Consider the following 24,559-nt stretch of genomic DNA (forward strand, 5'->3'; position numbering starts at 1 on the left):
CAACAAGAATAGGGAGACACGCCATGTACCAACACTTTATCGAAGGCCTGCAACGCCTGGGCCGTGCCTTGATGCTGCCGATCGCGATCCTGCCGATTGCCGGCCTGTTGCTGCGCCTGGGCGACACCGACTTGCTCAACATTGCGGTGATGCACGACGCCGGCCAGGCGATCTTCGCCAACCTGGCGCTGATCTTTGCCATCGGCATTGCCGTGGGGTTTGCCCGTGACAACAACGGCACTGCGGGCCTGGCCGGGGCGATTGGCTACCTGGTGATGATCTCCACGCTCAAGGTGATGGACACCACCATCAACATGGGCATGCTCGCCGGTATCGCCAGCGGCCTGATGGCCGGTGGGCTGTACAACCGCTTCAAGGACATCAAGTTGCCGGAATACCTGGCGTTCTTCGGTGGTCGACGGTTTGTACCGATTGTCACCGGCTTCAGCGCGGTGGGCCTGGGCGTGATTTTCGGCCTGATCTGGCCGCCGATCCAGCACGGCATCAACAGCTTCGGCGTGCTGCTGATGGAAAGCGGCAGCCTCGGTGCGTTCGTGTTTGGCGTGTTCAACCGCCTGCTGATCGTCACCGGCTTGCATCACATCCTTAACAACATGGCGTGGTTCGTGTTCGGCAGCTTTACCGACCCGGTAACCGGCGCGGTGGTCACGGGCGACCTGACCCGCTACTTTGCCGGCGACCCCAAAGGCGGCCAGTTCATGACTGGCATGTTCCCGGTGATGCTGTTCGGCCTGCCCGCCGCGTGCCTGGCGATGTACCGCAATGCGCTGCCTGAGCGGCGTAAAGTAATGGGCGGGATTTTCCTGTCGATGGCGCTGACCTCGTTCCTCACCGGCGTGACCGAACCGATTGAATTTGCCTTCATGTTCCTGGCGCCATTTCTGTACCTGATCCACGCGCTGCTCACCGGCCTGTCGATGGCGGTCACCGACCTGCTGAATATCCACCTGGGCTTTACCTTCTCCGGTGGGTTTATCGACATGGTGCTGGGCTGGGGCAAGTCCACCAATGGCTGGCTGGTGGTACCGGTGGGCCTGGCCTACGCGGTGATCTACTACAGCGTGTTCAGCTACTGCATCCGCCGCTTCAACCTGAAGACACCGGGCCGTGAAGACATCCAGGTGGTGCAGGCTGAAGCGATGAGTGATAACCAGCGTGCGACGGCTTATATCCAGGCGTTGGGCGGCGCTGAGAACTTGCTGAGTGTGGGTGCTTGTACCACGCGGCTGCGCTTGGACATGGTGGATCGCAACAAGGCGGTGGATGCGCAGCTCAAAGCGCTGGGTGCCATGGCTGTGGTGCGGCCGGGGAATGGGGGGAGTTTGCAGGTGGTGGTTGGGCCGATGGCCGATAGCATTGCCGATGAAATTCGCTTAGCGATGCCGGGGTTTATTGCCGCAGCGCCTGTAGCGGTTGCACCTGTGGATAAGCCGGTAACGGTGAATGTGCAGGAGGCTGAGAAGTGGCTGAGTGCCTTGGGTGGCCGGGGGAATGTGCGCCATCTGGAAGCGGTAGCGATGACCCGGTTGCGGGTGGAGTTGGGGGATGATTCGCGGTTGTCTGAGGCTCAGCTCACTGCGCTGGGCTGTCAGGGTGTGAGTCAGCTTGAGAGCGGTGTTTGGCACCTGTTGATGGGTGACAAGGCATCGGGGTTGGGTGAAGCGCTGGAGCGGTTGGTGACTCACCCGATCAATGCCTGACGGCGCAAGGGTGACGCAGAGCGTCACGGGATGCGTTCCCACGCAGAGCGTGGGAACGATCAAACATTAGTAAGCGTCTTAAGTAACCGTGATCACCCATGGTTCCGAGCTATCTTGTGTATCTCTGTTAACGGCCACGAACTCGTATTTCTTGGCATCCAAATTGTTCACAGTAACTTCGAAGGGGGTACCAGCCGTGGCTTGCGCACTCCCTAAGACCTGCCCTTGCGGGCCATCTTTGATATCAACAAGCCCAGAAACAGAGACGCGACCGGTAAAGATCAAAGTTCTACGAGGCGTATTGCCGCCACTTGGAATCTCTTGCCCACCTGCCGTTTTAACGCTGGTAATCAAAACAACCATGATCATTCTCCATCTGCGTAAGTGAGGAGCCAGTGAGCCATTATTGGCGAACAGGGGTAACTGTTAGAAATAACAGTTTCGATGAGCGGTTCGGGCCACTTTAGTGGTTGGGCGAGGCGTTGGAGCGGTTGGTTACCCGACCAATCAACGCCTGACCGATCGGTTACGTGTCTACTGTCAGATCTCACAGTAGATATTCGAGAAAGCGAGCACTAGTCTTGGCTGACAGGACAGTACTCCCGTGTAGCCGTCGCCCTGATTCTTATTGACTGAGTCTGGAGATGCGGCAATGGCTATCACTGTCGAAAAATTAGAAATCGCTCGTCGTGACTTTGAAAGAAATGACGCGAACCATGACGGCCTGTTAACAGCAGATGAATACCGACAGGCGCTGAAAGGCTATGGAGTTTCAGACAACACCATTGATGAGGCGCTGAATGAACTGGACCCCGATCACAATGGTGAAATTACGTGGTTCGAATTCCTCGTCGATTATGTCAACGATGTCCTAGGCCGTAAGGTCGCTTATCTCCAGATGCTGGAAAATCTGGATAAAACCTTCAAAGAATACGACACCAACAATGATGGCAAAGCGTCAACCATTGAGATCACCGAGGCGCTGAAAAATCAGAACTACAGTGGCTACGATATTGAGAGCGCCATCACTCACCTGACCCAGCATTACGATATTGATCAGGATCGGGAAATCACCTGGAACGAACTGTTCATCAGCCTTATCCGCCAGTTTGAACACTGACAGTCCATCACTGCCTGAACTGGCCTCATCGCAGCATAGGCATCTACACAATTTCGTTACGACGCTGAACCTGTGGTGAGGGAGCTTGCTCCCGTGACGACCGGATAGCCGACGCCTATCTACCTGACGCCCCACGATCTTATTGTGGGAGCTGGCTTGCCTGCGAAGACGGCCTGACAGCCGACCGGGATGTTGGATTTGACCGCGTACATATCCGTTATTTAGGTAACGGCCACTTAGGGTTCCGCCCTGACGGCGGCTCACTTTTGAAAAGCGCAAAAGTAAGCAAAACGCTCTTGCCCCACCACTCGGCACCTCGCTTAGGCTCGGTGTGCCCGAACGCAGACTTGAATCCGTGGGCCGCCGCCACGCGCCATCCATGGCGCGGGGCGGCTAACCCGGCGTCCTGCCGGGTTACCCACGAATTCAAGCCTGCGTTCGGCCAGCGTGGTTTAACGGGGCGCCTGAGATCAAGATCACAAGCAGATCAAGATCAAGAGCAACTCGCTTCGCATCGTGGTTGCCGTCGACTGCTACAGAGTTGTGTAGATACCTATGCTCATCGCAGGCAAGCCAGCTCCCACATTTTGAGCTGTGAATATACCGATCGCTCCCACGTAGAGCGCGGGAACGATCAACCCTATGGCGAGGGTTCAGTTACTGATGGGTACTTCCTGGAGATCCAGAACTCGATCCACCATCAACTGAATGCCCTCCACCATCCGATGAATCCCCAGCACCGCATCACGGTGCGGGCCGTCGATTTCAAAAGCCAGATTACCCGCCAGCGCCTGTACGGAAGCCAGGTCTTGGGAGGCGTTGGCGAGCAGGGTTTCGCTGTTCAGGTTGGTTAGGACGGTGAAGATTTGGTCGGTGGGCAGAGAATCAGATGGGGGATTTGGGCTGTCTTTGATCATGGTAAACCTCTGGTGTGAAGTAAGGACTACCAGCATCACTTGCAGATGATGGGTGGCAGCTGTGTGCGGGCCTGCAAGACCGAGAATCACCAGCAAGTCTCGGTAGACCCGAAGGTCTCCCGCACACAGCCGCCATAAATGGCGACCATGAAAAAGCGCCGCAATTATAAAGGCGCTTGTGACTAACTGGTGAGGTTTCGGCGGGCTTGCAGTCCCGGTCGCTGAATTGGCAGCGACCGACGAAGGTTAGTGGTACCCGTTCTGAGGGACAACCTGAAAGGATTGTCGGAAAGTTCTGAGGCGCCTGCACCGGCGCCATCGCAGGCAAGCCAGCTCCCACAGTGGGGTGATGCATGACAGGACAACACGTTCAAACTGTGGGAGCCGGGCTTGCCCGCGATGAGCATAGCTATACACAACTTCGGCACGAAGCTAAATCTGTGGCGAGGGAGCTTGCTCCCGTGACGATTAGACAGCCGACGCCTATCTACCTGACACCCCACGATCCAAATGTGGGAGCGGGCTTGCTCGCGAAGACGGCCTAACAGTTAACACAGTTGGACCGTGTACATATCCATTCCTGCGGTAACGGCCACCTAAGGTTCCGCTCTGACAGCGGCTCACTTTTGAAAAGCGCAAAAGTAAGCAAAACGCTCTTGCCCCACCACTCGGCACCTCGCTTAGGCTCGGTGTGCCCGAACACAGGCTTGAATCCGTGGGCCGCCGCCACGCGCCATCCATGGCGCGGGGCGGCTAACCCGGCGTCCTGCCGGGTTACCCACGAATTCAAGCCTGCGTTCGGCCAGCGTGGTTTAACGGGGCGCCTGAGATCAAAAGCAGATCAAGATCAAGAGCGGCTCGCTTCGCATCGTGGTTACCGTTGGGGCGCTACAGAGTTGTGTAGATACCTATGCCGCGATGAGGCCATTGCAGACAACAAAAAACCCGCCGGCCAAACTGGCCCAGCGGGTTTCTTGTTTCACACACTTGTCATTTGACGTCCGCCTAGGCAGACGCTGCGCGTTGCTGCGCTTCGTAATGGCGGGTCTGAAAAGGCATCAAGGCCTGAACCTTCAAACCCAGTCCCTCACTCAACCCCCAAGACATTGCGAGATCGTCACGGCGACTGCGCAACGCAACAGCGCCTTGTGGTTTCACGTATTGCCTGGAAGCTGAAAACAGTTCAAGCGCCTTCAACGCTTCCTTTACCCGATTATCTGTCGCGCACGAAAAGCGCGTGAATCGCTCAAGCAAATAACCCGCGCGACGAAGCTCCAACTCACTGGAGTGTTCCTCCATGAACGCCCTCACCTCGCCCACAAGATTCGTATCCGAATACCACACAGCCTTCGCTGCACTGACCAGGGCAGCATCATCAGCCTGGTTCAAAGGGCTTTTGACCAGTGTGTCCAAGGCGGACGAGAGGACTGGACCGTTAAAAGGCTTCGCCATCCGCAGCCTCCAAATAATGAACTGACAGCGACCGAAGAAGGCTATTGAGACAGGTTCCGAGGGACAACCTGAAAGGCTTGTCAGAAAAGTCTGAGGTGCCTGCACCACCGCCATCGCAGGCAAGCCAGCTCCCCACAGTGGGTTGATGCATGACAGGACAACACGATCAAACTGTGGGAGCCGGGCTTGCCCGCGATGAGGCCCTCACAGCCAATAAAAAACCCGCCGGCCAAACTGGCCCAGCGGGTTTCGTGTTTATGCAGCCAGCCGATCAAAAATCCGCCAACTGCCACACCTCATACGCCGGTGTCTCATACGGGTGACTGAGTTTCAAAGCAGCCACAGCGGCCACGATCAATTCATCTGCCACCACCAACTCAACCTTCCACTCTTCAACTACTTCAACCTGGCCCACCTGCCCGATAAACGGCTGACTGCCGTCCAACGCGCGGAATTGGCCTTGGCCCAGCACTTGCCAGGCGCAGCTGTCGTAGTCGCCGATGCGCCCGCCGCCAGCGGTGAAGACGGCGGTTTTCACCGTCTCTACATGGCTGTCGGGCACGAAGAAGGCGAGCTTGTACACGGCCTTAGTTCACCCACACGCGGGCGTTGCGGAACATGCGCATCCAGGCGCCGTCTTCGTTCCACTCTTCCGGACGCCACGAGTTTTGCACGGCGCGGAATACGCGCTCCGGGTGCGGCATCATGATGGTCACGCGGCCGTCGCGGCTGGTGAGGCCGGTGATCCCGCGCGGCGAGCCGTTCGGGTTGGCCGGGTAGTTTTCGGTGACCTTGCCATGGTTATCGACAAAGCGCAGGGCCACGGTGCCGGACAGGTCGGCTTCAAGCAGCGCTTCTTCGCTGCTGAATTCGGCGTGGCCTTCACCATGGGCGATGGCGATTGGCATGCGCGAACCGGCCATGCCCTGCAGGAAGATCGAGTTGGACTCCTGCACCTGCACCATGGCAACACGGGCTTCGAACTGCTCGGAACGGTTGCGCACAAAGTGCGGCCAGAACTCGCTGCCCGGGATCAGTTCGCTGAGATTGGACATCATCTGGCAACCGTTGCACACACCCAGGGTGAAGCTGTCGTTGCGTTCGAAGAAGCCCTGGAACGCGTCGCGGGCACGGCTGTTGAACAGGGCCGACTTGGCCCAGCCTTCACCGGCACCCAGCACGTCGCCGTAGGAGAAACCACCGCAGGCCACCAGGCCTTTGAACTCGTTGAGGTCAACGCGACCGGCGAGGATGTCGCTCATGTGCACGTCGATCGCATTGAAGCCGGCGCGGTCGAACGCGGCCGCCATTTCCACCTGGCCGTTGACGCCCTGCTCACGCAGCACGGCAACCTGTGGGCGGATGCCCTTCTTGATGTAAGGCGCGGCGATGTCCTGGTTGACGTCGAAGCTGAGCATGGTGCTCAGGCCCGGGTTGTCTTCTTCCAGGATCACGTCGAATTCCTGCTCGGCGCAGTCGGCGTTATCGCGCAGGCGTTGGATCTGGTAGCTGGTCTCGGCCCACTGGCGTTGCAGCAAGCGGCGCTGGCCGGTAAAGACCGTGTCGCCGTTGAACGAGATATTGACTTCGCCGTTGTTGATCGGCTGGCCAATCACCGCCACGCACTCGGCCAGGCCAGCGGCGCTGAACTGCGCGAGCACGTCTGGGGTCGCGTCCTGGCGCACCTGAATCACCGCGCCCAGCTCTTCGTTGAACAGGATGCCGTTGATTTCGGCAGCATCCTCGGCAACGCTGTCGAGCACGATGTTCAGGCCGCAGTGACCGGCGAAGGCCATTTCGACAACGCTGGTCAGCAAACCACCGTCGGAACGGTCGTGGTAAGCCAGCAGGTGGCCGTCGGCATTCAGGCCCTGGATCACGGCAAAGAAGGCTTTGAGGTCTTCGGCGTCATCGACGTCCGGGGCCTGCTTGCCGAGCTTGCCGTGGGTTTGCGCCAGGATCGAGGCGCCCATGCGGTTCTGGCCACGGCCCAGGTCGATCAGGATCAAGTCAGTGGTGCCCTTGTCCATGCGCAGTTGCGGGGTCAGGGTCTGGCGAATGTCGGTGACCGGCGCAAAACCGGTGACGATCAACGACAGCGGCGACGTGACGCTCTTGTCGGTGCCGTCTTCGTTCCAACGGGTGGCCATGGACATGGAGTCCTTGCCCACCGGAATGGTGATACCCAGCTCCGGGCACAGCTCCATGCCGACGGCTTTGACCGTGTCGTACAGGCGCGCATCTTCACCCGGGTGGCCGGCAGCGGACATCCAGTTGGCCGACAGTTTGATGTCGGACAGCTTGCCGATACGCGAGGCCGCGATGTTGGTGAGGGTTTCACCAATGGCCATGCGGCCCGACGCCGGAGCGTCCAGCAAGGCCAGCGGTGTGCGCTCGCCCATGGCCATGGCTTCACCGGTGTACACGTCGAAGCTGGTGGCGGTGACGGCAACGTCGGCCACCGGCACTTGCCATGGGCCGACCATTTGGTCACGGGCAACCAGGCCGGTGATGGTGCGGTCGCCGATGGTGATCAAAAAGCTTTTGCTCGCCACGGCCGGGTGGTGCAGCACGCGTTCGATGCTGTTGGCCAGGTCCAGTGTGCTTGGGTCGAAGTCATCGCCCAGTTCGCTTTCACGTACCGCCGAACGGTGCATGCGCGGAGCCTTGCCCAGCAGCACTTCGAGCGGCATGTCCACCGGGCTGTTGCCGAAGTGGCTGTCGGTGACCGTCAGTTGTGGCTCGGCAGTGGCTTCGCCGACCACGGCAAACGGGCAACGCTCGCGTTCGCAGATGGCCTGGAAGCGTGCGAAGTCTTCAGGGCCGACGGCCAGTACGTAGCGTTCCTGGGATTCGTTGCTCCAGATTTCGTGCGGGGCCATGCCCGGCTCGTCGTTTGGAATGTTGCGCAGTTCGAAACGGCCACCACGGTCGCCGTCGTTGACCAGTTCCGGGAAGGCGTTGGACAAACCACCGGCGCCGACGTCATGGATGAAGCTGATCGGGTTCTTGTCACCCAACTGCCAGCAACGGTCGATGACTTCCTGGCAGCGGCGCTCCATCTCAGGGTTTTCGCGCTGTACGGAAGCAAAATCCAGGTCTGCCGAGCTGGTGCCGGTGGCCATGGAAGAAGCCGCACCGCCGCCCAGGCCGATCAACATCGCCGGGCCGCCGAGCACGATCAGCTTGGAGCCAACCAGAATCTCGCCTTTCTTGACGTGTTCTTCACGGATGTTGCCCATGCCGCCGGCCAACATGATCGGCTTGTGGTAGCCGCGCACTTCATCGCCACGCGGGGTGGTGATGGACTGCTCGAAGGTCCGGAAGTAGCCGGTGAGCGCCGGGCGCCCGAATTCGTTGTTGAACGCGGCGCCGCCCAGCGGGCCTTCGATCATGATGTCCAGCGCGGTGACGATGCGCTCAGGCTTGCCGTACGGCACTTCCCACGGCTGTTCGAAGCCCGGGATCTGCAGGTTGGACACGGTGAAACCGGTGAGGCCCGCCTTGGGCTTGGCGCCACGGCCGGTGGCACCTTCATCGCGGATTTCGCCGCCGGAACCTGTGGCTGCGCCCGGGAACGGGGCAATCGCGGTCGGGTGGTTGTGGGTTTCAACCTTCATCAGGATGTGCACCGGCTCCTGCACCGCGCCGTATTGGCGGGTTTCAGGGTCGGGGAAGAAACGGCCGGCGACGGAGCCGACGATCACCGAGGCGTTGTCCTTATAAGCCGACAGAACGCCTTCGCTGTGCATCACGTAGGTGTTCTTGATCATGCCGAACAGGCTTTTTTCCTGGCTTTGGCCGTCGATGTCCCAACTGGCGTTGAAGATCTTGTGACGGCAGTGCTCGGAGTTGGCCTGGGCGAACATCATCAGTTCGATGTCGTGGGGGTTGCGCTTCAAGCCGTTGAAGGCGTTGACCAGGTAGTCGATCTCGTCTTCGGCCAGGGCCAGGCCCAGCTCGGTGTTGGCCTTCTCGAGGGCGGCGCGGCCACCGCCCAGCACGTCAATGGCGGTGAGCGGCTTGGGTTCGGCGTGGCTGAACAGGCCGGCAGCCTGTTCCAACTGGCTGACGATGATCTGGGTCATGCGGTCGTGCAGGCTGCTGGCGATCAACTCGGCCTCGGCGTCGCTGAACTGGCCAGCCACGTAGAAGGCGATCCCACGTTCCAGGCGCTGGATTTTATCCAGGCCGCAGTTGCGGGCGATGTCGCTGGCCTTGCTTGACCAGGGCGAGATGGTGCCGAACCGCGGCAGAACCAGGAACAAGCGGCCAGTCGGCTCTTGAACGGGAACGCTTGGGCCGTACTTCAGAAGGCGTGCCAGCACTTGCTGTTCGTCGGCGGTCAAGACGCCGGTTACGTCGGCGAAGTGAGCAAATTCAGCGTACAGGCCTGTAACAGCTGGAACCTTCTGGCTCAGTTGCTCAAGGAGTTTGCTGTGGCGAAAGGCAGAAAGGGCAGGAGCGCCGCGCAGGATCAACATCTTCGGGACAGCCTCGGGAAGGGGTGTGCTTTGAGGCCGTGCATTCTAGCGTAAACCTTCGCCAACGGCACCCGAAACGCTACCGGTGGCCGCCGCCGAACGTCAGTTGGCACGCTTTGCCTGCGATCACGGCGTTATCCAGGGCATTGGGCGCAGTTATTTTAACCGTCACAAACGCTCGCCAACCCCCGTTTCTGCGGGCTGCAGCACAGTTTTGCGCTGGCTAGCAGACAAGTGCGCCGCTGTCGAGATATGGCGCCGTGAGCCGTTTGCGTATACTGCGCAGATGTTCTTCCCAACTGTTTCGCGCCTGCGATGCGTCAAATGGCTCATCGCCACCTTGCTCTTCCTGATGCTCAGTGCCTGTGTTGATAAACCCAGCACACTGGAGCGAATCAAGGAGGATGGCGTATTGCGGGTGGTCACTCGCAACAGTCCCGCGACGTATTTCCAGGATCGCAACGGTGAAACCGGCTTCGAATACGAACTGGTCAAGCGCTTTGCCGACGACCTGGGCGTGAAACTGGAAATCGAGACGGCCGACAACCTTGACGACCTGTTCAACCAGTTGAGCAAACCCAACGGCCCGGTGCTCGCCGCCGCCGGCCTGGTGAGCAGCGATCAGCGCCAGCAGCAGGTGCGCTTTTCCCACCCGTACCTTGAAGTCACCCCACAGATCATCTACCGCAACGGCCAGTCGCGCCCGACCAACGCCGCCGACCTGGTGGGCAAGAAGATCATGGTGCTCAAGGGCAGCACCCACGCCGAACAACTGGCAGCGCTGAAAAAACAGAACCCGGCGATTGAATACGAAGAATCCGACGCCGTTGAGGTGGTGGATTTGCTGCGCATGGTCGACGAAGGGCAAATCGACCTGACCCTGGTGGACTCCAACGAAGTGGCCATGAACCAGGTGTACTTCCCCAACGTGCGCGTGGCCTTCGACCTTGGCAATGCCAGCAACCAGAGCTGGGCGGTGGCGGCCGGTGAAGACAACAGCCTGCTCAACGAGATCAACAGTTACCTGGACAAGGTCGAGAAGAATGGCACCCTGCAGCGTCTGAAGGATCGCTACTACGGGCATGTCGATGTCCTCGGCTATGTCGGCGCCTATACCTTTGCCCAACACCTGCAACAACGCTTGCCCAAGTACGAGAAGCACTTTCGCGCCTATGCCAAGGCCGAGAAAGTCGATTGGCGCTTATTGGCAGCCATTGGTTACCAGGAATCGCTGTGGCAACCCACGGTCACGTCCAAGACCGGCGTGCGCGGCCTGATGATGCTGACTCAGAACACCGCCCAAGCGATGGGCGTGTCCAACCGACTGGACCCCAAGCAGAGCATCATGGGCGGCGCCAAGTACCTGGCGCGGATCAAGGATGAGCTGGACGACAAGATCGCCGAACCCGACCGCACCTGGTTCGCCCTCGCCGCCTATAACGTGGGCACCGGCCATCTGGACGACGCGCGCATCCTGGCGAAAAAAGAAGGCCTGAACCCGAACAAGTGGCTGGACGTGAAGAAGATGCTGCCACGCCTGTCGCAGAAGCAGTGGTACAGCAAGACCCGCTACGGCTACGCCCGCGGCGGCGAGCCGGTGCATTTTGTGGCGAACATCCGGCGTTACTACGACATCCTCACCTGGGTGACCCAGCCGCAGTTGGAAGGTAACCAGGTGGTGGAAGGCAACCTGCATGTGCCGGGCGTGGACAAGACCAAGCCTGCGCAAGACACCCCACAGTTATAAAAACACCACATACTCATGTGGGAGCGGGCTTGCTCGCGAAGGCGGTGGATCAGTCAATACATGTGCTGACTGACACACCGCCTTCGCGAGCAAGCCCGCTCCCACATTTGGATCTTCACTTGGCCTAGAGGCCGGTGAGCAGGTGGGCCACGCCGCCCGGCAGTACCATCACGGGTATACCCGCTGCCTTTAACGCCGACTCATCCAAACGCCCCGCCTCCCGCAACTGCACCCGCACCCGCGTGAGTGCCACGCGCTGCTGTGACGTGACGTTGCCCTCCCCGCCCAATGCACTCAGCATCTCGGCCGACAACAGACTGGGGGTCGACGCGGTAACCGTCTCGGCCACCAAATCAGGCGTCAGGGCTTTCCAGAACGCCCGCTGCAATTTCTCGAACATGCTCAGTGCTCCACGACAGGTGAGGTTTCAACGGTGGCCGCGTGGTACAGGCGCAGGGCCTCGCGCACTTGGTCGGCTTCTTCCAGGCCCAGCACCTGGCGGGCGATGATCTGGCAGTCGTGCAGGTCCAGCTCGCGCACGGTGGCCTTGATGGTGGGGATCAGCGGCACGCTGACCGACAGCTCATCCACACCCAGACCGATCAACACCGGCACCGCCATGGTTTCGGACGCCAGCGCACCACACACGCCCACCCACTTGCCGTGGGCATGGGCGGCCTTGACGGTGATGTCGATCAGGCGCAGCACCGCCGGGTGAAAACTGTCGGCCTGGCTGGCCAGCCGCGGGTGGTCGCGGTCCATGGCCAAGGTGTATTGGGTGAGGTCGTTGGTGCCGATGGAGAAGAAATCCACATGGGGCGCAAACACATCCGCCATCAACGCCGCGCTCGGCACTTCGATCATGATGCCCAGCTTGGGCAGTTCGCTCAGGCCAAGGGCCTGTGCTTCCTCTTCGAGCATTTTGCGCGCCAGGTGCAGCTCCGACAGCAGGCTGACCATCGGCAACATGATATGCAGCCGCGCCAAGCCGGCGCTGGCAAGAATCGCACGTAACTGTTCACGCAACAGTTCGGGGCGTTCCAGGCACAAGCGGATACCGCGCAGGCCTAGGAACGGGTTGGTCTCGCTGTCCATCGGCACATAGGCCAAGGGTTTATCGCCGCCCACATCCAGGGTACGTACCACCAGATTTCGTTCGGTGCCGAGGGCGCGGGCGATGGCGCTGTAGGTGTCGGCCTGCTCCTCTGCGCTCGGCGCACGGTTACGTTCCAGGTAGAGGAACTCCGAACGCAGCAGGCCCACGCCTTCACCGCCCAGGGTCAGGGACTGCTCCACTTCCTGCAATGAGGCGACGTTGGCTGTGACCTCGACGTGGTGACCGTCGCGGGTGACCGCCGCCTGTGAGGCCTGTGCCACTTCACGCTGCAGCCGCAGCTTTTGCTGTTGGCGCACCGCCTGCAGTTGTTCGATTTCGGCCAGGTTCGGCTCCAACTGCAGCTCACCTTTGTCGGCATTGAGCAGTACCCGTTTGCCGTTGGCCAAGGCCAGTACTTGACTGGGTACACCGCAAAGGGATGGCAGGCCGAGGGCCCGGGCGAGGATGGCCACGTGACTGGTAGCGCCCCCGGCGACCGTGACAAAGCCCAGCACTTTGCTGGTATCCAGGCCGGCGGTTTGTGAGGGTGTCAGTTGTTCAGCGACCAGAATGGCACACTCCGGCAGTTCCATGGACCGCTCTGGCACGCCCAGGATCAATTTGAGTACGCGCTGGCCGACGTCGGCCAAGTCCGCCGCACGCTCAGCCAGCAGCGTTTTACCCAAGCCTTCGAAGAGTCTGGCGGTCGCCACTGTGGCGGTGTTCCAGGCAAAGGCAGCGCTCTTGCCTTCGGCCAGCAGGCTATGGGCTTGTTCAAGCAGGGTCGGGTCTTCAAGCAGTTCCTGATGGGCGCGGAAGATCTCGGCCTGGGCGCTGCCGGCCGCCTTGGCCTGCAACGCTTGCAACGCCTCGTTTGCCGCCCGCAGGCCACGCGCCAATGCGGTACGTTCGAAGGTTTCTCCCGCACCGGCTTCGGAAATCTCAAGCACCGGTTCAGCCACTTGGACAACCTGGCCGAACGCCGAGCCAGGCGAGGCACAGACGCCTCGCAACACGGACGCCGAAGACGCCGGCACAGCGGGCTTGCTGACTTTCTCGACCGCTACCGGCAGCGTCTCGCCACAGCCGTCGAGCAACAACGCCACCAGCGCCTGAATCGCCGCCTCGGCATCTTCCCCCGCCGCGCTCACTTGCACACTGTCGCCCTGGGAGGTCTGCAGCGCCATGATCGCTACAAGCGACTTGGCATTCGCGCTCAGGGTTTGCTTGTGCAGGAAAATGCTGGAACTGAACCCCTTCGCCGCCTGGGCAAACACCGCCGCAGGGCGGGCGTGCAAGCCGCTGTCATTGGGCAGGGTCACTGGCTTGGAAAACAGCGCATTGCCCTCCTCCTCGTCCACCTCAGCTTTCATCGGCCCCGGCGAGACCTGCAACAGTGGCTGGCCGGACTCGACCAGCGCCTGACCGGCCACCAACGGCACAAACGGCTCGCCGCTCACAATGAGCATCAAGGTCAGCAGGCTGCGTGCATTGAGCGCGACATAGTCGGCATCGAACTCGATCAGCGGCTGTCCGGCCTCCACCCGTTGGCCCTCCTCGACCAGCCGGGTGAAGCCCTGGCCCGCCAGGTTCACGGTATCCAGGCCAATATGCAGCAGCACCTGCACACCGTTATCGGCGGTGACACTGACCGCATGGCCGCTGTCCTGAATGTTGCTGATCACCCCGGTCAACGGCGCGCAGAGGGTTTGCGAGGTGGGGTCGATGCACAGGCCATCGCCAATCACGCGGCCGGAAAATACCGGGTCGGGCACCTGGTCCAGCGCCAGCAAAACCCCGGACAAGGGTGCCAGCAGTTCCAGGGGTTGAGATGTGGTCATGACTTCACCTGTTTGTGTTGTTCTTTAAAAATCGTTGAGTCGATGCAAGGTTGAGGATGACGAAGGTCAGTGTGGGAGCGGGCTTGCTCGCGAATGCGGTGTATCAGGCGACACATTCACTGACTGCCCCACTGCATTCGCGAGCAAGCCCGCTCCCACATTAGCCCGCGTACTCCCTCCTGATTACTTCCACCAATATTCGACCTGCATGCCTATGTTCGAGCCATGCCGCGCCGTGCCATAGGCGCCGGTGTCGGACAACGCCGAGCCCGCCGCCAGCTCATTGGCCGCACGCTTGGCCGCTTTGTTCCAGGATGCATAGGTGTAATACAACCGCACCTCCGGCCGTGCCCAGAATTCAGGGCCTTTGGGCGACCAGGTCGGGGCGAAGGTAAATTTGCTCAATTTGCGCGTACCGCCTGTGGCCTCGACCTGATCGTGCCCCAGCTCAGTGACCAGTTTGAATTGCTCGCTGAGCGCATACGCCGGGCGCACACCCAAGGACATCCAGTTCTGGTCCTGACGCCCTGGGCGCACATCTTTCTGGTACACCGCCTCGACTTGCCCGCCGAAACGCGGCGTTACCTGCCAATCAAAGAACTCCACCGCGCGGTAACTTTTGCTGCTCTTGTCCAGCGCGGTATTGCCGGTGTAGCCCAGGCCGGTGCCGGGGCCTTCGCCGTACTGCAGGGCAAACTTGTTCTTGCCGCCCAGGAAGGCCGCTTGCACATGCTGCGCCGTCAGCGCCCAGCCGCTGTTTGTGTCACGTCCACCGGCCTTGGCGATGTAGCTCAAGCCCAGCTCCAGCTCGCCACCGGGGTTGGTCTTGAAACCTGCGACGTTGAAGTCGTGACGGGTGGCGTATTCCTTCTGGTACAGGTTGTCTTTGCGCGACAGCGCGTAGCTGTATTTCAATCCGCCGATCAGCACGTCCTCGATCCCGCCACCGGTGGCGCTCTGGTTCCAGTAGTAGAAGTCGGAGATATGGATGTCGTTACGCTTGTAGTAACGCCGCCCGGCCCACAGCGAACCGCCATTGAGGCTGGGCAGGTTGGACCACTGCGCATACATCTGTGGCATGCGCGCCGAGCCGTTGTTTTCACCCTGGAACTTCAGGGCGCGGTCGTACTTGTTGTAGAGGGAAGCCATGGCATCGACGCTGAGCACCGAACCATCGTCAAGGGTCAGCAAATCCTGACGCAGTTCCAGCTCGGCGTACTGCTCGCATTCGTTACCCAGGCGGTATTTGGTTTGCGCACCCGGCAGTTGGAAACATTGCTGCTTGCCACTTCCGGTTGACGTGCCCACACCGCTGCGCAAATACCCGGCAAACTCCAGGGCTTGGGCGCCGAAAGGCACCGTGAGGCAGGACGCTATAAGGCCCAGCTTGATTGTTGTTTTCATGAAGCGCTCCTTTTATTTTTATTGTTTTTTCTTACGGTCTTGCGTGACGCGATCACCTGTAGGAGCGAGCTTGCTCGCGAAGAACTTGCAGCCTCCACGCAACACCTGGAGGGGCGCGTTTTCGTTGGCGATCTTCGCGAGCGAGCTCGCTCCTACAGGGGGTGTTTCAACCCGTCAGGTGCAGCACGAAGGATTCATAAGGGCGTAGCACCAGCGTGCTCGTGCGCGGTGGGCAGTCGGGGTAGTTGCTGATCAGCAGGCGTTGCTCGTTCGCGGCGTTGATCACGCCTTCAGGCAGTTGGATCTCGCACGGTGATCCATAGAAGTTGTTGACTACCAACAGGCGCTCGCCGTGACCTTCACGCAGGTACGCCCAGACCTGGAGATGGTCTTGCAGCAACGGGCGGTAAACGCCTTGCTGTATCAGCGGTTCGCGGCGGCGCAAGTCGATCAGCCTGCGGTAGTGATGCAGCACTGAATCCGGGTCATCCATCTGGCTTGCGACGTTGATCTGCGCGGCATTGGCGGGGATACCGATCCAGGGTTCACCGCGACTGAACCCCGCGTTCGCTTCGGTGCTCCACTGCATGGGCGTACGCCCGTTGTCGCGGGACTTCTGCATGATCGCCGCCATGCTCGAGGCTTCGGACTCGCCCGCATCGCGCTTGAGCCGGAAGATGTTCAGGGTTTCCACATCACGGTACTGCGAGATGCTGTCGAAGCCGGGGTTGGTCATGCCCAGCTCTTCGCCCTGATACACATACGGCGTGCCCTGCAGAAAGTGCAGCGCCGTGGCGAGCATCTTGGCCGAGACCACGCGATATTCGCCGTCGTCACCAAAACGCGAAACCACCCGCGGCTGATCGTGGTTGCACCAGAACAACGCATTCCAGCCGCCACCGGCCTGCATGCCCATCTGCCAGTCGGAGAAAATCTGCTTGAGTTGCAGGAAGTCGAAGTCGGCCTTCACCCACTTCTGCAGGTTGGGGTAATCGACTTTCAGGTGATGGAAGTTAAACGTCATCGACAGTTCTTTAGACGCTGGATTCGAATAGCGAATGCAGTGTTCCAGGCGGGTGGATGACATCTCACCCACGTTGATCAGGTCATGGCCTTCAAAGACTTCACGGTGCATTTGCTGCAGGTATTCATGCACGTTCGGGCCGTCGGTGTAGAAACGGCGGCCGTCGCTGTTGTCCTCGGGGAAATCGGCGGGCTTGGAGATCAGGTTGATCACATCCAGGCGGAACCCACCCACGCCTTTGTCGCGCCAGAAGCGCATCATCTTGAATACTTCGGCGCGCACCTGGGGGTTGTCCCAATTGAGGTCGGCCTGGGTGTGGTCGAACAGGTGCAGGTAGTACTGGCCGGTCTGCGCTTCGTATTCCCAGGCCGAACCGCCGAACTTGGATTCCCAGTTGTTCGGCTGGTCGCGCCAGATATAGAAGTCGCGGTAGGGGTTGTCGAGGCTGCTGCGCGCCTGCTGGAACCATTCGTGTTCGATGGAGGTGTGGTTGACCACGATGTCGAGCATCAGCTTGATGCCACGCTTGGCGGCTTCGCTGATCAGCAGCTCGCAATCGGCCATGGTGCCGTAGCTGGGGTCGATGGCGTAGTAGTCGCTGATGTCGTAGCCGTTGTCGCGCTGGGGCGAGCGCAGGAACGGGGTGACCCACAGGCAATCCACGCCCAGCCACTTGAGGTAGTCGAGTTTGTCCACGATGCCCAACAGGTCACCGGTGGCGTTACCCGCGTGGCTGTGGAAGCTTTTGGGGTAGATCTGGTAGATCACCGAGTGTTGCCAGGTTTGCATGGTGGGTTCCTTCAGTAGAGTTGGGGGCTGGCCCTTCTGGCCTCATCGCAGGCAAGCCAGCTCCCACATTTGAATGTGTTCACAAATCACTGTGGGAGCTGGCTTGCCTGCGATAACGACCTTCAGGCGACCCGGTAACCAGGCCGAACAATCTTCATGCTCAACATGCACGTCAGCGCAAACGGCACGACCATCGCCACGACCATGCCAATCACGAACATCGGAATGGCGCTCGGCACAATCGAGATAAACCCGGGCAGCCCACCGACGCCGATGGCCGAGGCCTGCACCTTGTTCAACGACAGGAAAATGCTGCCCAGCGCCGAGCCCAGCAGCGCGGCATAGAACGGAAACTTGAAGCGCAGGTTCACGCCGAACATCGCCGGCTCAGTGATGCCGAAGTAAGCGGAAATCGCCGAGGTCGAGGCCATGCTTTTGTCCCGCGCGTTGCGGGTCATGTAGAACACCCCGAGGGCGGCGCTGCCCTGGGCCAGGTTGGACATGACGATCATCGGCCAGATAAAGGTGCCGCCCTGGGTGGAAATAAGCTGCAGGTCGACCGCCAGGAACATGTGGTGCATGCCGGTGATCACCAGCGGCGCGTAGAGCAGGCCGAAAATCGCGCCGCCGATCATCGGGGCGATCTCGAACAGCGTCACCAAACCTTCGGTGATCAGGATGCCAAGGTGACGGGTCACCGGGCCGATGATCGCCAGGGCGAGCACACCGGTGACGACGATGGTGGTGATCGGCACGACCAGCAGTTGAATGGCATTCGGCACCCGCGCCCGCAGCCACTTTTCGATCACGCTCATGACAAAGGCCGCCATCAGGATCGGCAGGATCTGCCCTTGATAGCCGACTTTCTCGATCTGGAACCAACCGAAGATATCGAAGTACGGCAGGCTCTGGCCGTCGAGGCCAGCGACCGCCTTGCCGTAGTTCCAGGCGTTGAGCAGGTCCGGGTGCACCAGCATCAGGCCCAGCACGATGCCGAGGATTTCACTGCCGCCGAACCGCTTGGCCGCCGACCAGCCCACCAGCGCCGGCAGGAACACGAAGGAGGTGTTGGCCATCAGGTTGATCAGGCTCCACAGGCCATCCAGGTTCGGGTAGGCCTCCAGCAGCGTCTTGCCTTCGATGAACATGCCCTTGGCGCCCATCAGGTTGTTCACGCCCATCAACAGGCCCGCGATGATCAGCGCGGGCAGGATCGGCATGAACACATCGGAGAACACCCGCACCAGACGCTGCATGGGGTTGGTCTTGTCGCCGCCGGCCTTCTTGACGTCGGCAATAGTCGAGGCGGCAAGGCCGGTCAGTTCGCGCAGGGCGGCGTAGACCTTTTCCACTTCGCCGGGGCCGATCACCACCTGGAACAGGCCACCGGTAAAGAACGACCCTTTGACCAGGTCTACCTGGTTCAGCGCACTGCTGTTGACCAGGCTGGGGTCCTTGAGCGCCAGGCGCAGGCGGGTCACGCAATGGGCGGCCTGTTCAAGGTTTTCGCGGCCCCCGAGGTTGTCGAGAATCTCGCGGGCAATCGTTGAATAGTCGTGGCTCATGCTCGTTTTCCACTGTGATTGTTTTTATGGGTGGCAGTCGTTGGCAGCACGCCGAGAAGGGAAAAGTACTCGTCTGTACGAGTTAAATCAACAACTCGTCTGTACGAGTTACACTTTTGTTTATGCCTGCGAGCTTTCTGTCAGATTTTTCCCCAGCTCGCACCGCTGTCCAATGGACAAACCCCACCTCTGCCACTATGGTTCCTGCCTTGAACGCGCAGTCCACCTTCATAACGCCGGGCAAGAGCCATCCCATGAGCAAATACAACCAGATCTATACGGATCTGCTTGCCAGCATCACCACCGAACGCCTGCAACGCGGTACGCGCCTTCCCTCCGAAACCGAATTGATGGACGCCTACCAGGCCAGCCGTGGCACCGTGCGGCGCGCCATCGAGCAGTTGCAGGAACGCGGCTTTGCACAAAAAATCCACGGCAAGGGCACCTTTGTGTTGTCGCCCAACCCGATTGAGTTCCAACTGGGCGGCATCGTCAGCTTCCACGAGACCCACGCCGACCTGGGTGATGACGTACGCACCGAGGTGGTCGAGTTCACCCAGATCCCACTGGAAGGGTCACTGCTGCAACACATCGAGGCCGAGCCCGGCACCCTGATCACGCGCATCAAACGGGTACGCCGCATCGGCGGCAAACGGGTGATCCTGGACATCAACCATTTCATCAGCGACCTGATTCCCGGCCTGGACCGCGACATCGCCGAGCAGTCGATCTACGCGTTTATCGAGCAAACGCTGCAGCTGCAGATCAGCTACGCGCAACGCACCATCGAAGCCTTGCCGCGCAGCAAGGACGACCAGGCGCATCTGGATCTGGATGGGCAAAGCCATGTGATTGTGGTGAGCAACCAGACGTTTTTGCAGGATGGAAGGCAATTCGAGTACACCGAGTCGCGGCATACGTTGGATAAGTTTTACTTTTCGGATGTGGCGCGGCGCTAAAGCCAGAGACAGCGATGAATATCCCCCAAAAATGGCGTGAACAATTCCCCCATGCGCTGATTGAACAACAGGCCATTGGTGAATCGCGCGCTGACGTCTTTCGCCTGCGCCAAGACAGTGGCACGGATCTGTTCCTGAAATCCGAGCCCCTCGAGGAACACGGTGAGTTGGCAGACGAAATTGATCGGCTTAGGTGGCTGCAGCACATGGGTCTGTCGGCGCCTGCGGTCTTGGATGAAGTTAAAGAGGTCCATCGCCATTGGTTACTGATGACCGCCGTACCGGGACGGGACCTGGCCAGCACCAACGAGCTTCCTGCCGGGCAAATCATTCACATCCTGGCAACCGCGCTGCGTGCTTTACACCAGTTACCCGTGGCCCTCTGCCCCTTCGATCACTCCCTTGAGCTGCGCATTGCACGCGCACGGGAGCACGTCAGTGCCGGCCTCGTGGACGAGGCAGACTTCGATGACGAGCGACTGGGGCAAAGCGCTGAGGATGTGTTTGCCGAACTGGTGGCGACTCAGCCAAAGACTCATGATCTGGTAGTGACCCATGGCGACGCGTGCCTGCCGAATTTCATGGCAGCAGAGGGTTGCTTCAGCGGCTTCATCGACTGTGGACGCCTCGGGGTCAGCGATCGGTTCCAAGACCTTGCCCTGGCAGCACGAAGTATTGAAAGCAACCTGGGGCAGGAATGGGTGAAGCCATTTTTCGAGGTTTATGGCGTTGAGCCCGATGAGCAGCGTATGAAGTTCTATTGTCTGCTGGATGAGTTTTTCTGACACTGAGCGTACTGTCGATACCCTCTCTACACCCTCAGTTTAAGTCGTAGTGCCGCCACTTACAGGACACAAAGCAACCCGTGGCGAGGGAGCCTGCTCCCGCTGGGTCGCGAAGCGCCCCCTCTTTTGTTACCCCAGCTGGCACAGACGGTGTTTGCGCCTGATCAAGGGACAACACCGTTCGATACGGATTTGATTCGATCACTACTTCCCTAATAATCAGCGGTCCAGGTGAGGTTGCACCAAGGCCTGGAACCACTCGAGGAATGCGTTAAGACGACGAGAACGTTGCCTGCGGTTCGGATAGACAAGCGATACCTGCATCGGCGCGGCACGAAAGTCGGGCATAACCTCAACCAGTTCGCCTGCGTCGAGCAGGTGCTGAACGTCAAATCTGGGAATCTGGATCAATCCCACCCCCGAGACGCAACAGGCGATGTAGCTTTCAGCGTTGTTGACGATCACCCGACTGGGTACGACAAGCTGCCGCTCCTCACCCGACACATAGCAGTCCCAGGGAAGCTCCCGCCCTGTGGAAGGCGAGGCATACCCCACGCAAAAGTGTCCTTGCAGCAGCTCATCCGGCTTGGTCGGCACACCATGCTCGTGCAGGTAGCCTGGGCTGGCGCAGTTGATCAATGCGATATGACCCAAGGGAAGCGCGACCAGACTGCTGTCGTGCAGCGCTCCAATCCGCACGGCACAGTCAACACCCTCCTGCACCAGATCAATCGCGCGATCGGTCGAACCCAACGCCAACTGGAGGCGAGGATAGCGGCGCAAAAAGCCTGGCAACGCAGGGGCAATCAGCCGACGAGCAATACGGCTAGGCACGTCCACATTCAGACGCCCCGAAATCTTGCGTTGGCTGGCATGAAATAACTGATCAATGTCTTCCGCGTCGCAAAGGAACAGACGCACCCGCTCCAACAATTGCACACCATCAGCGGTCAGCCGCACATGTCGCGTCGTTCGGTGCAGCAAGCGCGTGCCCATGGTCGATTCGAGTTGCTGCACAGCAGCCGACACCGACGCCCGCGGCACTTGCAGCGCATGGGCAGCGTTGATGAAACTGCCCATCTCGGCAACCTGAACAAATATGCGGTACTGATCGAGCCTATCCATTCATCCCTTTCCATAGCGCCCGCTCTAACTGAGGAGGCGCAACACCCCCTCATCCAGCAAAACCAAGGCATTCATCGTACTCGCACCCCGCCACCGGGGTGCTGTCCGTTGGTGATTTTTCCTTATATCGGCAAAACGGTGCCGCCGCGGCTTATTTGGTGGTGTACCCACCATTAATGAGGATGGTCTGTCCAGTAATCCACCATCCGTCGCTTACCAAGTGCCGAATAAAGGGCACTACATCCTGGATGTCGGTCAGGCCAGTTTTGCTGGATGTTGAAAGCGCCGCAGCCGTCTTGTGATACGCCACTGCATCGGCACCCTCGGCCGGATAGAAAAATGGCGTGTCCATCGGGCCTGGGCCGACCGCCGTCACCGAAATACCGCGCGCACCGAACTCCTTGGAGGCGGCGCGAGTGAAATGCTCCACGGGCGATTTTGTGCCTGCGTAGGCGGCATAGAACGGCGTAAAAGCGCCCAGCAGCGAGGTCACTACGGTGCAGATCTTGCCGTTGTCGTTGAGGTGCTTGCCGGCTTCCTTGAGAAAAAAGAAAGCGGTCTTCGAATTGACTGCCGTCATCTCGTCGTACTCCGCCTCGCTGATTTCGGCCATTGGCTTCTTGAGCACCTTACCGACGGTATTGATGGCGATGTCGGGCTTGCCGACAGCAGCGACAGCATCGGCGAACAGCTTTTCGACGGCGCCGGCCGTTGTCAGGTCGCCCTGCAACGCCACAGCCTGCGCACCGCTGGCTTGCACTGCGACGACAGTTGCATCGGCATCGACCTTGGACGCCACACTGTTGTAGTGGATCGCGACTGCCTTGGCGCCCTGAGCGGCCAGGTCGCGCGCGATCACCCCCCCAAGATTCTTGGCGCCGCCGGCGATTAGAACGACTTTGCCTCGGATGGAATGGTCTGTCATGGGGGAATCTCCTTCTTCACGATTCGATGGAGAGTTCAGCTTAGGCGGCTTCACCCAGCGCGATAAACCACCGCTGGCTGGATGAATAATCCAGAAAAACAACCTAATCCAGAATTTCAGTACCTTCTGAAAACCGGAGTTACGAGTACCAGCACCGTCAGGATTTCCAACCTTCCCAGAAGCATTCCAACGGTAAGTAACCATTTGGCCGCATCCGGCAATGATGAAAAATTGCCGGCCGGCCCAATGATGGTGCCCAGACCTGGCCCGACGTTACACACCGCCGTGGCGGCGCCGCTCAACGCGGTTATCCAATCAAGCCCAATGAGCGCCAGGCCCAAAGCGATAACGGCAATCGTGATGGTGAAGAAAAACGAGAAGGTCAAAAGCGAGCGCACAATCTCCTCGTCGATGGGATGGCCGTTGTATTTTTTCTGAATCACGGCTCGAGGATGGATCAACTGCTTCAAGCTGCTGACCAGTAAAGCGGCAGCTACTTGAAATCGGAAGATTTTAAGACCGCCTGCCGTTGAGCCGGAACAGCCTCCGACAAAGGTTAAATAGAAAAACAGCAAGACCGCGAAGCTGCCCCACAAGGTGTAGTCGCCCACCGCAACGCCAGTGGTCGTGACCACCGAGGTCACATTGACGGCCACGATACGAAACGCATCCCACCATCCATGATCGCTGTGAACGTGCAGCCAGGTACCCACAGCCAGCGATGTGATGAGCAAGAATCCAATAAATCCGCGCACCTGGTGATCCCTGATCAACGCACGCCGATTACCTCGCAATGTTGCAACGTACAAGGTGAATGGCAGGCTGCCCAGAACCATGATGGCTACTGCCACCCAGTGAATCGCTGGTTGCGTCCAATGCCCAAGGGAGGCGTCCGAGGTTGAGAATCCTCCGGTAGAGATCAGCGACATCGCATGGTTGACCGCTTCAAATGGCGTCATTCCAGCGAGCCAGAGCGACAGGGTTCCGAGGCCCGTAAGCCCCAGATAGAGCAAAAGAATGTACTTGGCTGCCACATGGGAGCGAGGGGTCACTTTCTCAGACCAATCTGAGGACTCTGTCTGGAACAGACGCATCCCGCCGATGCGCAAAAGTGGAAGAATCGCCACAGCCATGCCGATAAAACCGATGCCGCCCAACCAATGGAGCATCGAACGCCAGATCAGCAATCCGGGAGATGAACTATCCAGACCGCTGAGTACGGTCGAGCCAGTGGTTGTGATGCCAGACATCGTTTCAAAGAAGGCGTCGGTGTAACTGATATGACTGATGAATACCATGGGTAACGCGGCGAACGTGCACACAACTACCCAGCTTGCGGTAGTCAGCAAGTACATGTCCCTTGGGCGAAGATGGCCAGTATCGGGGCGCCCTCGCACGATCAACAGAAGACCGCAAATAAGCGTAATCAAACTCGCCCAGAGGAAGGCCGAGAGATCGTCGCTGCGCTCATAGACCACCAGCGTAATCATGGGAATAGCCATGCTGACGGCCAGCGTGATCAAAAAAATACCTAAGATGAAGCCGATAAGCCGAATTGCTGCGAGTGACATCACAGTAGCGTTCCGAAATGAGCACCGCGCAGTA

18 protein-coding genes are annotated in these 24,559 nt (G+C 59.6%); 5 read left to right on the forward strand and 13 right to left on the reverse strand.

Going from position 1 to position 24,559, the window contains the following annotated elements; translation table 11 throughout:
- Positions 1-23 precede the first annotated feature (23 nt).
- Positions 24-1,721 (forward strand): N-acetylglucosamine-specific PTS transporter subunit IIBC, encoded by a 1,698-nt coding sequence (nagE, locus tag N2A98_RS21570; protein ID WP_047711709.1) that lies wholly within the window; start codon positions 24-26, stop codon positions 1,719-1,721.
- Between the two features lie 78 nt (positions 1,722-1,799).
- Here the strand turns inward: nagE and N2A98_RS21575 are convergent, their stop codons facing one another.
- Complete coding sequence (locus N2A98_RS21575; RefSeq protein WP_044272421.1) at positions 1,800-2,084, reverse strand: hypothetical protein; 285 nt, start codon at positions 2,082-2,084, stop codon at positions 1,800-1,802.
- Positions 2,085-2,373: 289 nt separating this feature from the next.
- Here N2A98_RS21575 and N2A98_RS21580 point away from each other — a divergent pair, with 289 nt between their 5' ends.
- Positions 2,374-2,841, forward strand: a complete 468-nt coding sequence (locus N2A98_RS21580) for an EF-hand domain-containing protein (protein ID WP_275622619.1) — start codon at positions 2,374-2,376, stop codon at positions 2,839-2,841.
- 653 nt (positions 2,842-3,494) lie between these two features.
- Here N2A98_RS21580 and N2A98_RS21585 read toward each other — a convergent pair.
- The 4 genes from N2A98_RS21585 to purL form a co-directional block, all read right to left on the reverse strand.
- Positions 3,495-3,758 (reverse strand): DUF6124 family protein, encoded by a 264-nt coding sequence (locus tag N2A98_RS21585; protein ID WP_275622620.1) that lies wholly within the window; start codon positions 3,756-3,758, stop codon positions 3,495-3,497.
- Between the two features lie 1,005 nt (positions 3,759-4,763).
- Positions 4,764-5,210, reverse strand: a complete 447-nt coding sequence (locus N2A98_RS21590; protein ID WP_275622621.1) for a hypothetical protein — start codon at positions 5,208-5,210, stop codon at positions 4,764-4,766.
- Positions 5,211-5,481: 271 nt separating this feature from the next.
- On the reverse strand, positions 5,482-5,793 hold the full coding sequence (locus tag N2A98_RS21595; protein ID WP_047711711.1) for an NGG1p interacting factor 3 protein, NIF3: 312 nt from the start codon (positions 5,791-5,793) through the stop codon (positions 5,482-5,484).
- A 4-nt stretch (positions 5,794-5,797) separates the two neighbouring features.
- A complete protein-coding gene (gene purL / locus N2A98_RS21600) occupies positions 5,798-9,694 on the reverse strand; it encodes a phosphoribosylformylglycinamidine synthase (protein ID WP_044268047.1) in 3,897 nt (1,298 codons plus the stop codon).
- Between the two features lie 286 nt (positions 9,695-9,980).
- Between purL and mltF the strand changes: the two genes are divergently transcribed.
- Entirely contained in the window at positions 9,981-11,441 is a 1,461-nt protein-coding gene (mltF, locus tag N2A98_RS21605) for a membrane-bound lytic murein transglycosylase MltF (RefSeq protein WP_003193988.1), read from the forward strand.
- A gap of 124 nt (positions 11,442-11,565) precedes the next feature.
- Here mltF and N2A98_RS21610 read toward each other — a convergent pair whose 3' ends face one another.
- From N2A98_RS21610 to treP, 5 genes are all read right to left on the reverse strand, one after another.
- Complete coding sequence (locus N2A98_RS21610) at positions 11,566-11,841, reverse strand: PTS transporter subunit EIIB (RefSeq protein WP_044268049.1); 276 nt, start codon at positions 11,839-11,841, stop codon at positions 11,566-11,568.
- A gap of 2 nt (positions 11,842-11,843) precedes the next feature.
- Entirely contained in the window at positions 11,844-14,378 is a 2,535-nt protein-coding gene (gene ptsP / locus N2A98_RS21615) for a phosphoenolpyruvate--protein phosphotransferase (protein WP_275622622.1), read from the reverse strand.
- A gap of 183 nt (positions 14,379-14,561) precedes the next feature.
- A complete protein-coding gene (locus tag N2A98_RS21620; protein ID WP_044268053.1) occupies positions 14,562-15,782 on the reverse strand; it encodes a carbohydrate porin in 1,221 nt (406 codons plus the stop codon).
- 166 nt (positions 15,783-15,948) lie between these two features.
- Positions 15,949-17,595: an alpha,alpha-phosphotrehalase gene (treC, locus tag N2A98_RS21625; RefSeq protein ID WP_044268055.1), complete on the reverse strand. Its 1,647-nt coding sequence runs from the start codon at positions 17,593-17,595 to the stop codon at positions 15,949-15,951.
- A 122-nt stretch (positions 17,596-17,717) separates the two neighbouring features.
- Positions 17,718-19,160, reverse strand: a complete 1,443-nt coding sequence (gene treP, locus N2A98_RS21630; RefSeq protein WP_014719803.1) for a PTS system trehalose-specific EIIBC component — start codon at positions 19,158-19,160, stop codon at positions 17,718-17,720.
- Positions 19,161-19,414: 254 nt separating this feature from the next.
- On the opposite strand from treP, the gene treR reads away from it, so the two are divergent.
- Positions 19,415-20,119, forward strand: coding sequence for a trehalose operon repressor (gene treR, locus N2A98_RS21635; RefSeq protein ID WP_032895407.1), 705 nt, complete (start codon positions 19,415-19,417; stop codon positions 20,117-20,119).
- 14 nt (positions 20,120-20,133) lie between these two features.
- Positions 20,134-20,904 (forward strand): APH(3')-II family aminoglycoside O-phosphotransferase, encoded by a 771-nt coding sequence (locus tag N2A98_RS21640; RefSeq protein ID WP_044268061.1) that lies wholly within the window; start codon positions 20,134-20,136, stop codon positions 20,902-20,904.
- Positions 20,905-21,123: 219 nt separating this feature from the next.
- Here the strand turns inward: N2A98_RS21640 and N2A98_RS21645 are convergent, their stop codons facing one another.
- The 3 genes from N2A98_RS21645 to N2A98_RS21655 form a co-directional block, all read right to left on the reverse strand.
- Positions 21,124-22,029, reverse strand: coding sequence for a LysR family transcriptional regulator (locus tag N2A98_RS21645; RefSeq protein ID WP_275622623.1), 906 nt, complete (start codon positions 22,027-22,029; stop codon positions 21,124-21,126).
- A 151-nt stretch (positions 22,030-22,180) separates the two neighbouring features.
- On the reverse strand, positions 22,181-22,954 hold the full coding sequence (locus N2A98_RS21650; protein WP_275622624.1) for an SDR family oxidoreductase: 774 nt from the start codon (positions 22,952-22,954) through the stop codon (positions 22,181-22,183).
- A gap of 116 nt (positions 22,955-23,070) precedes the next feature.
- Positions 23,071-24,525: a TrkH family potassium uptake protein gene (locus N2A98_RS21655; protein WP_044268070.1), complete on the reverse strand. Its 1,455-nt coding sequence runs from the start codon at positions 24,523-24,525 to the stop codon at positions 23,071-23,073.
- Positions 24,526-24,559 lie beyond the last annotated feature (34 nt).

Source organism: Pseudomonas sp. FJ2-5-13 (assembly GCF_029201605.1).
Taxonomy (GTDB): domain Bacteria; phylum Pseudomonadota; class Gammaproteobacteria; order Pseudomonadales; family Pseudomonadaceae; genus Aquipseudomonas; species Aquipseudomonas lactis.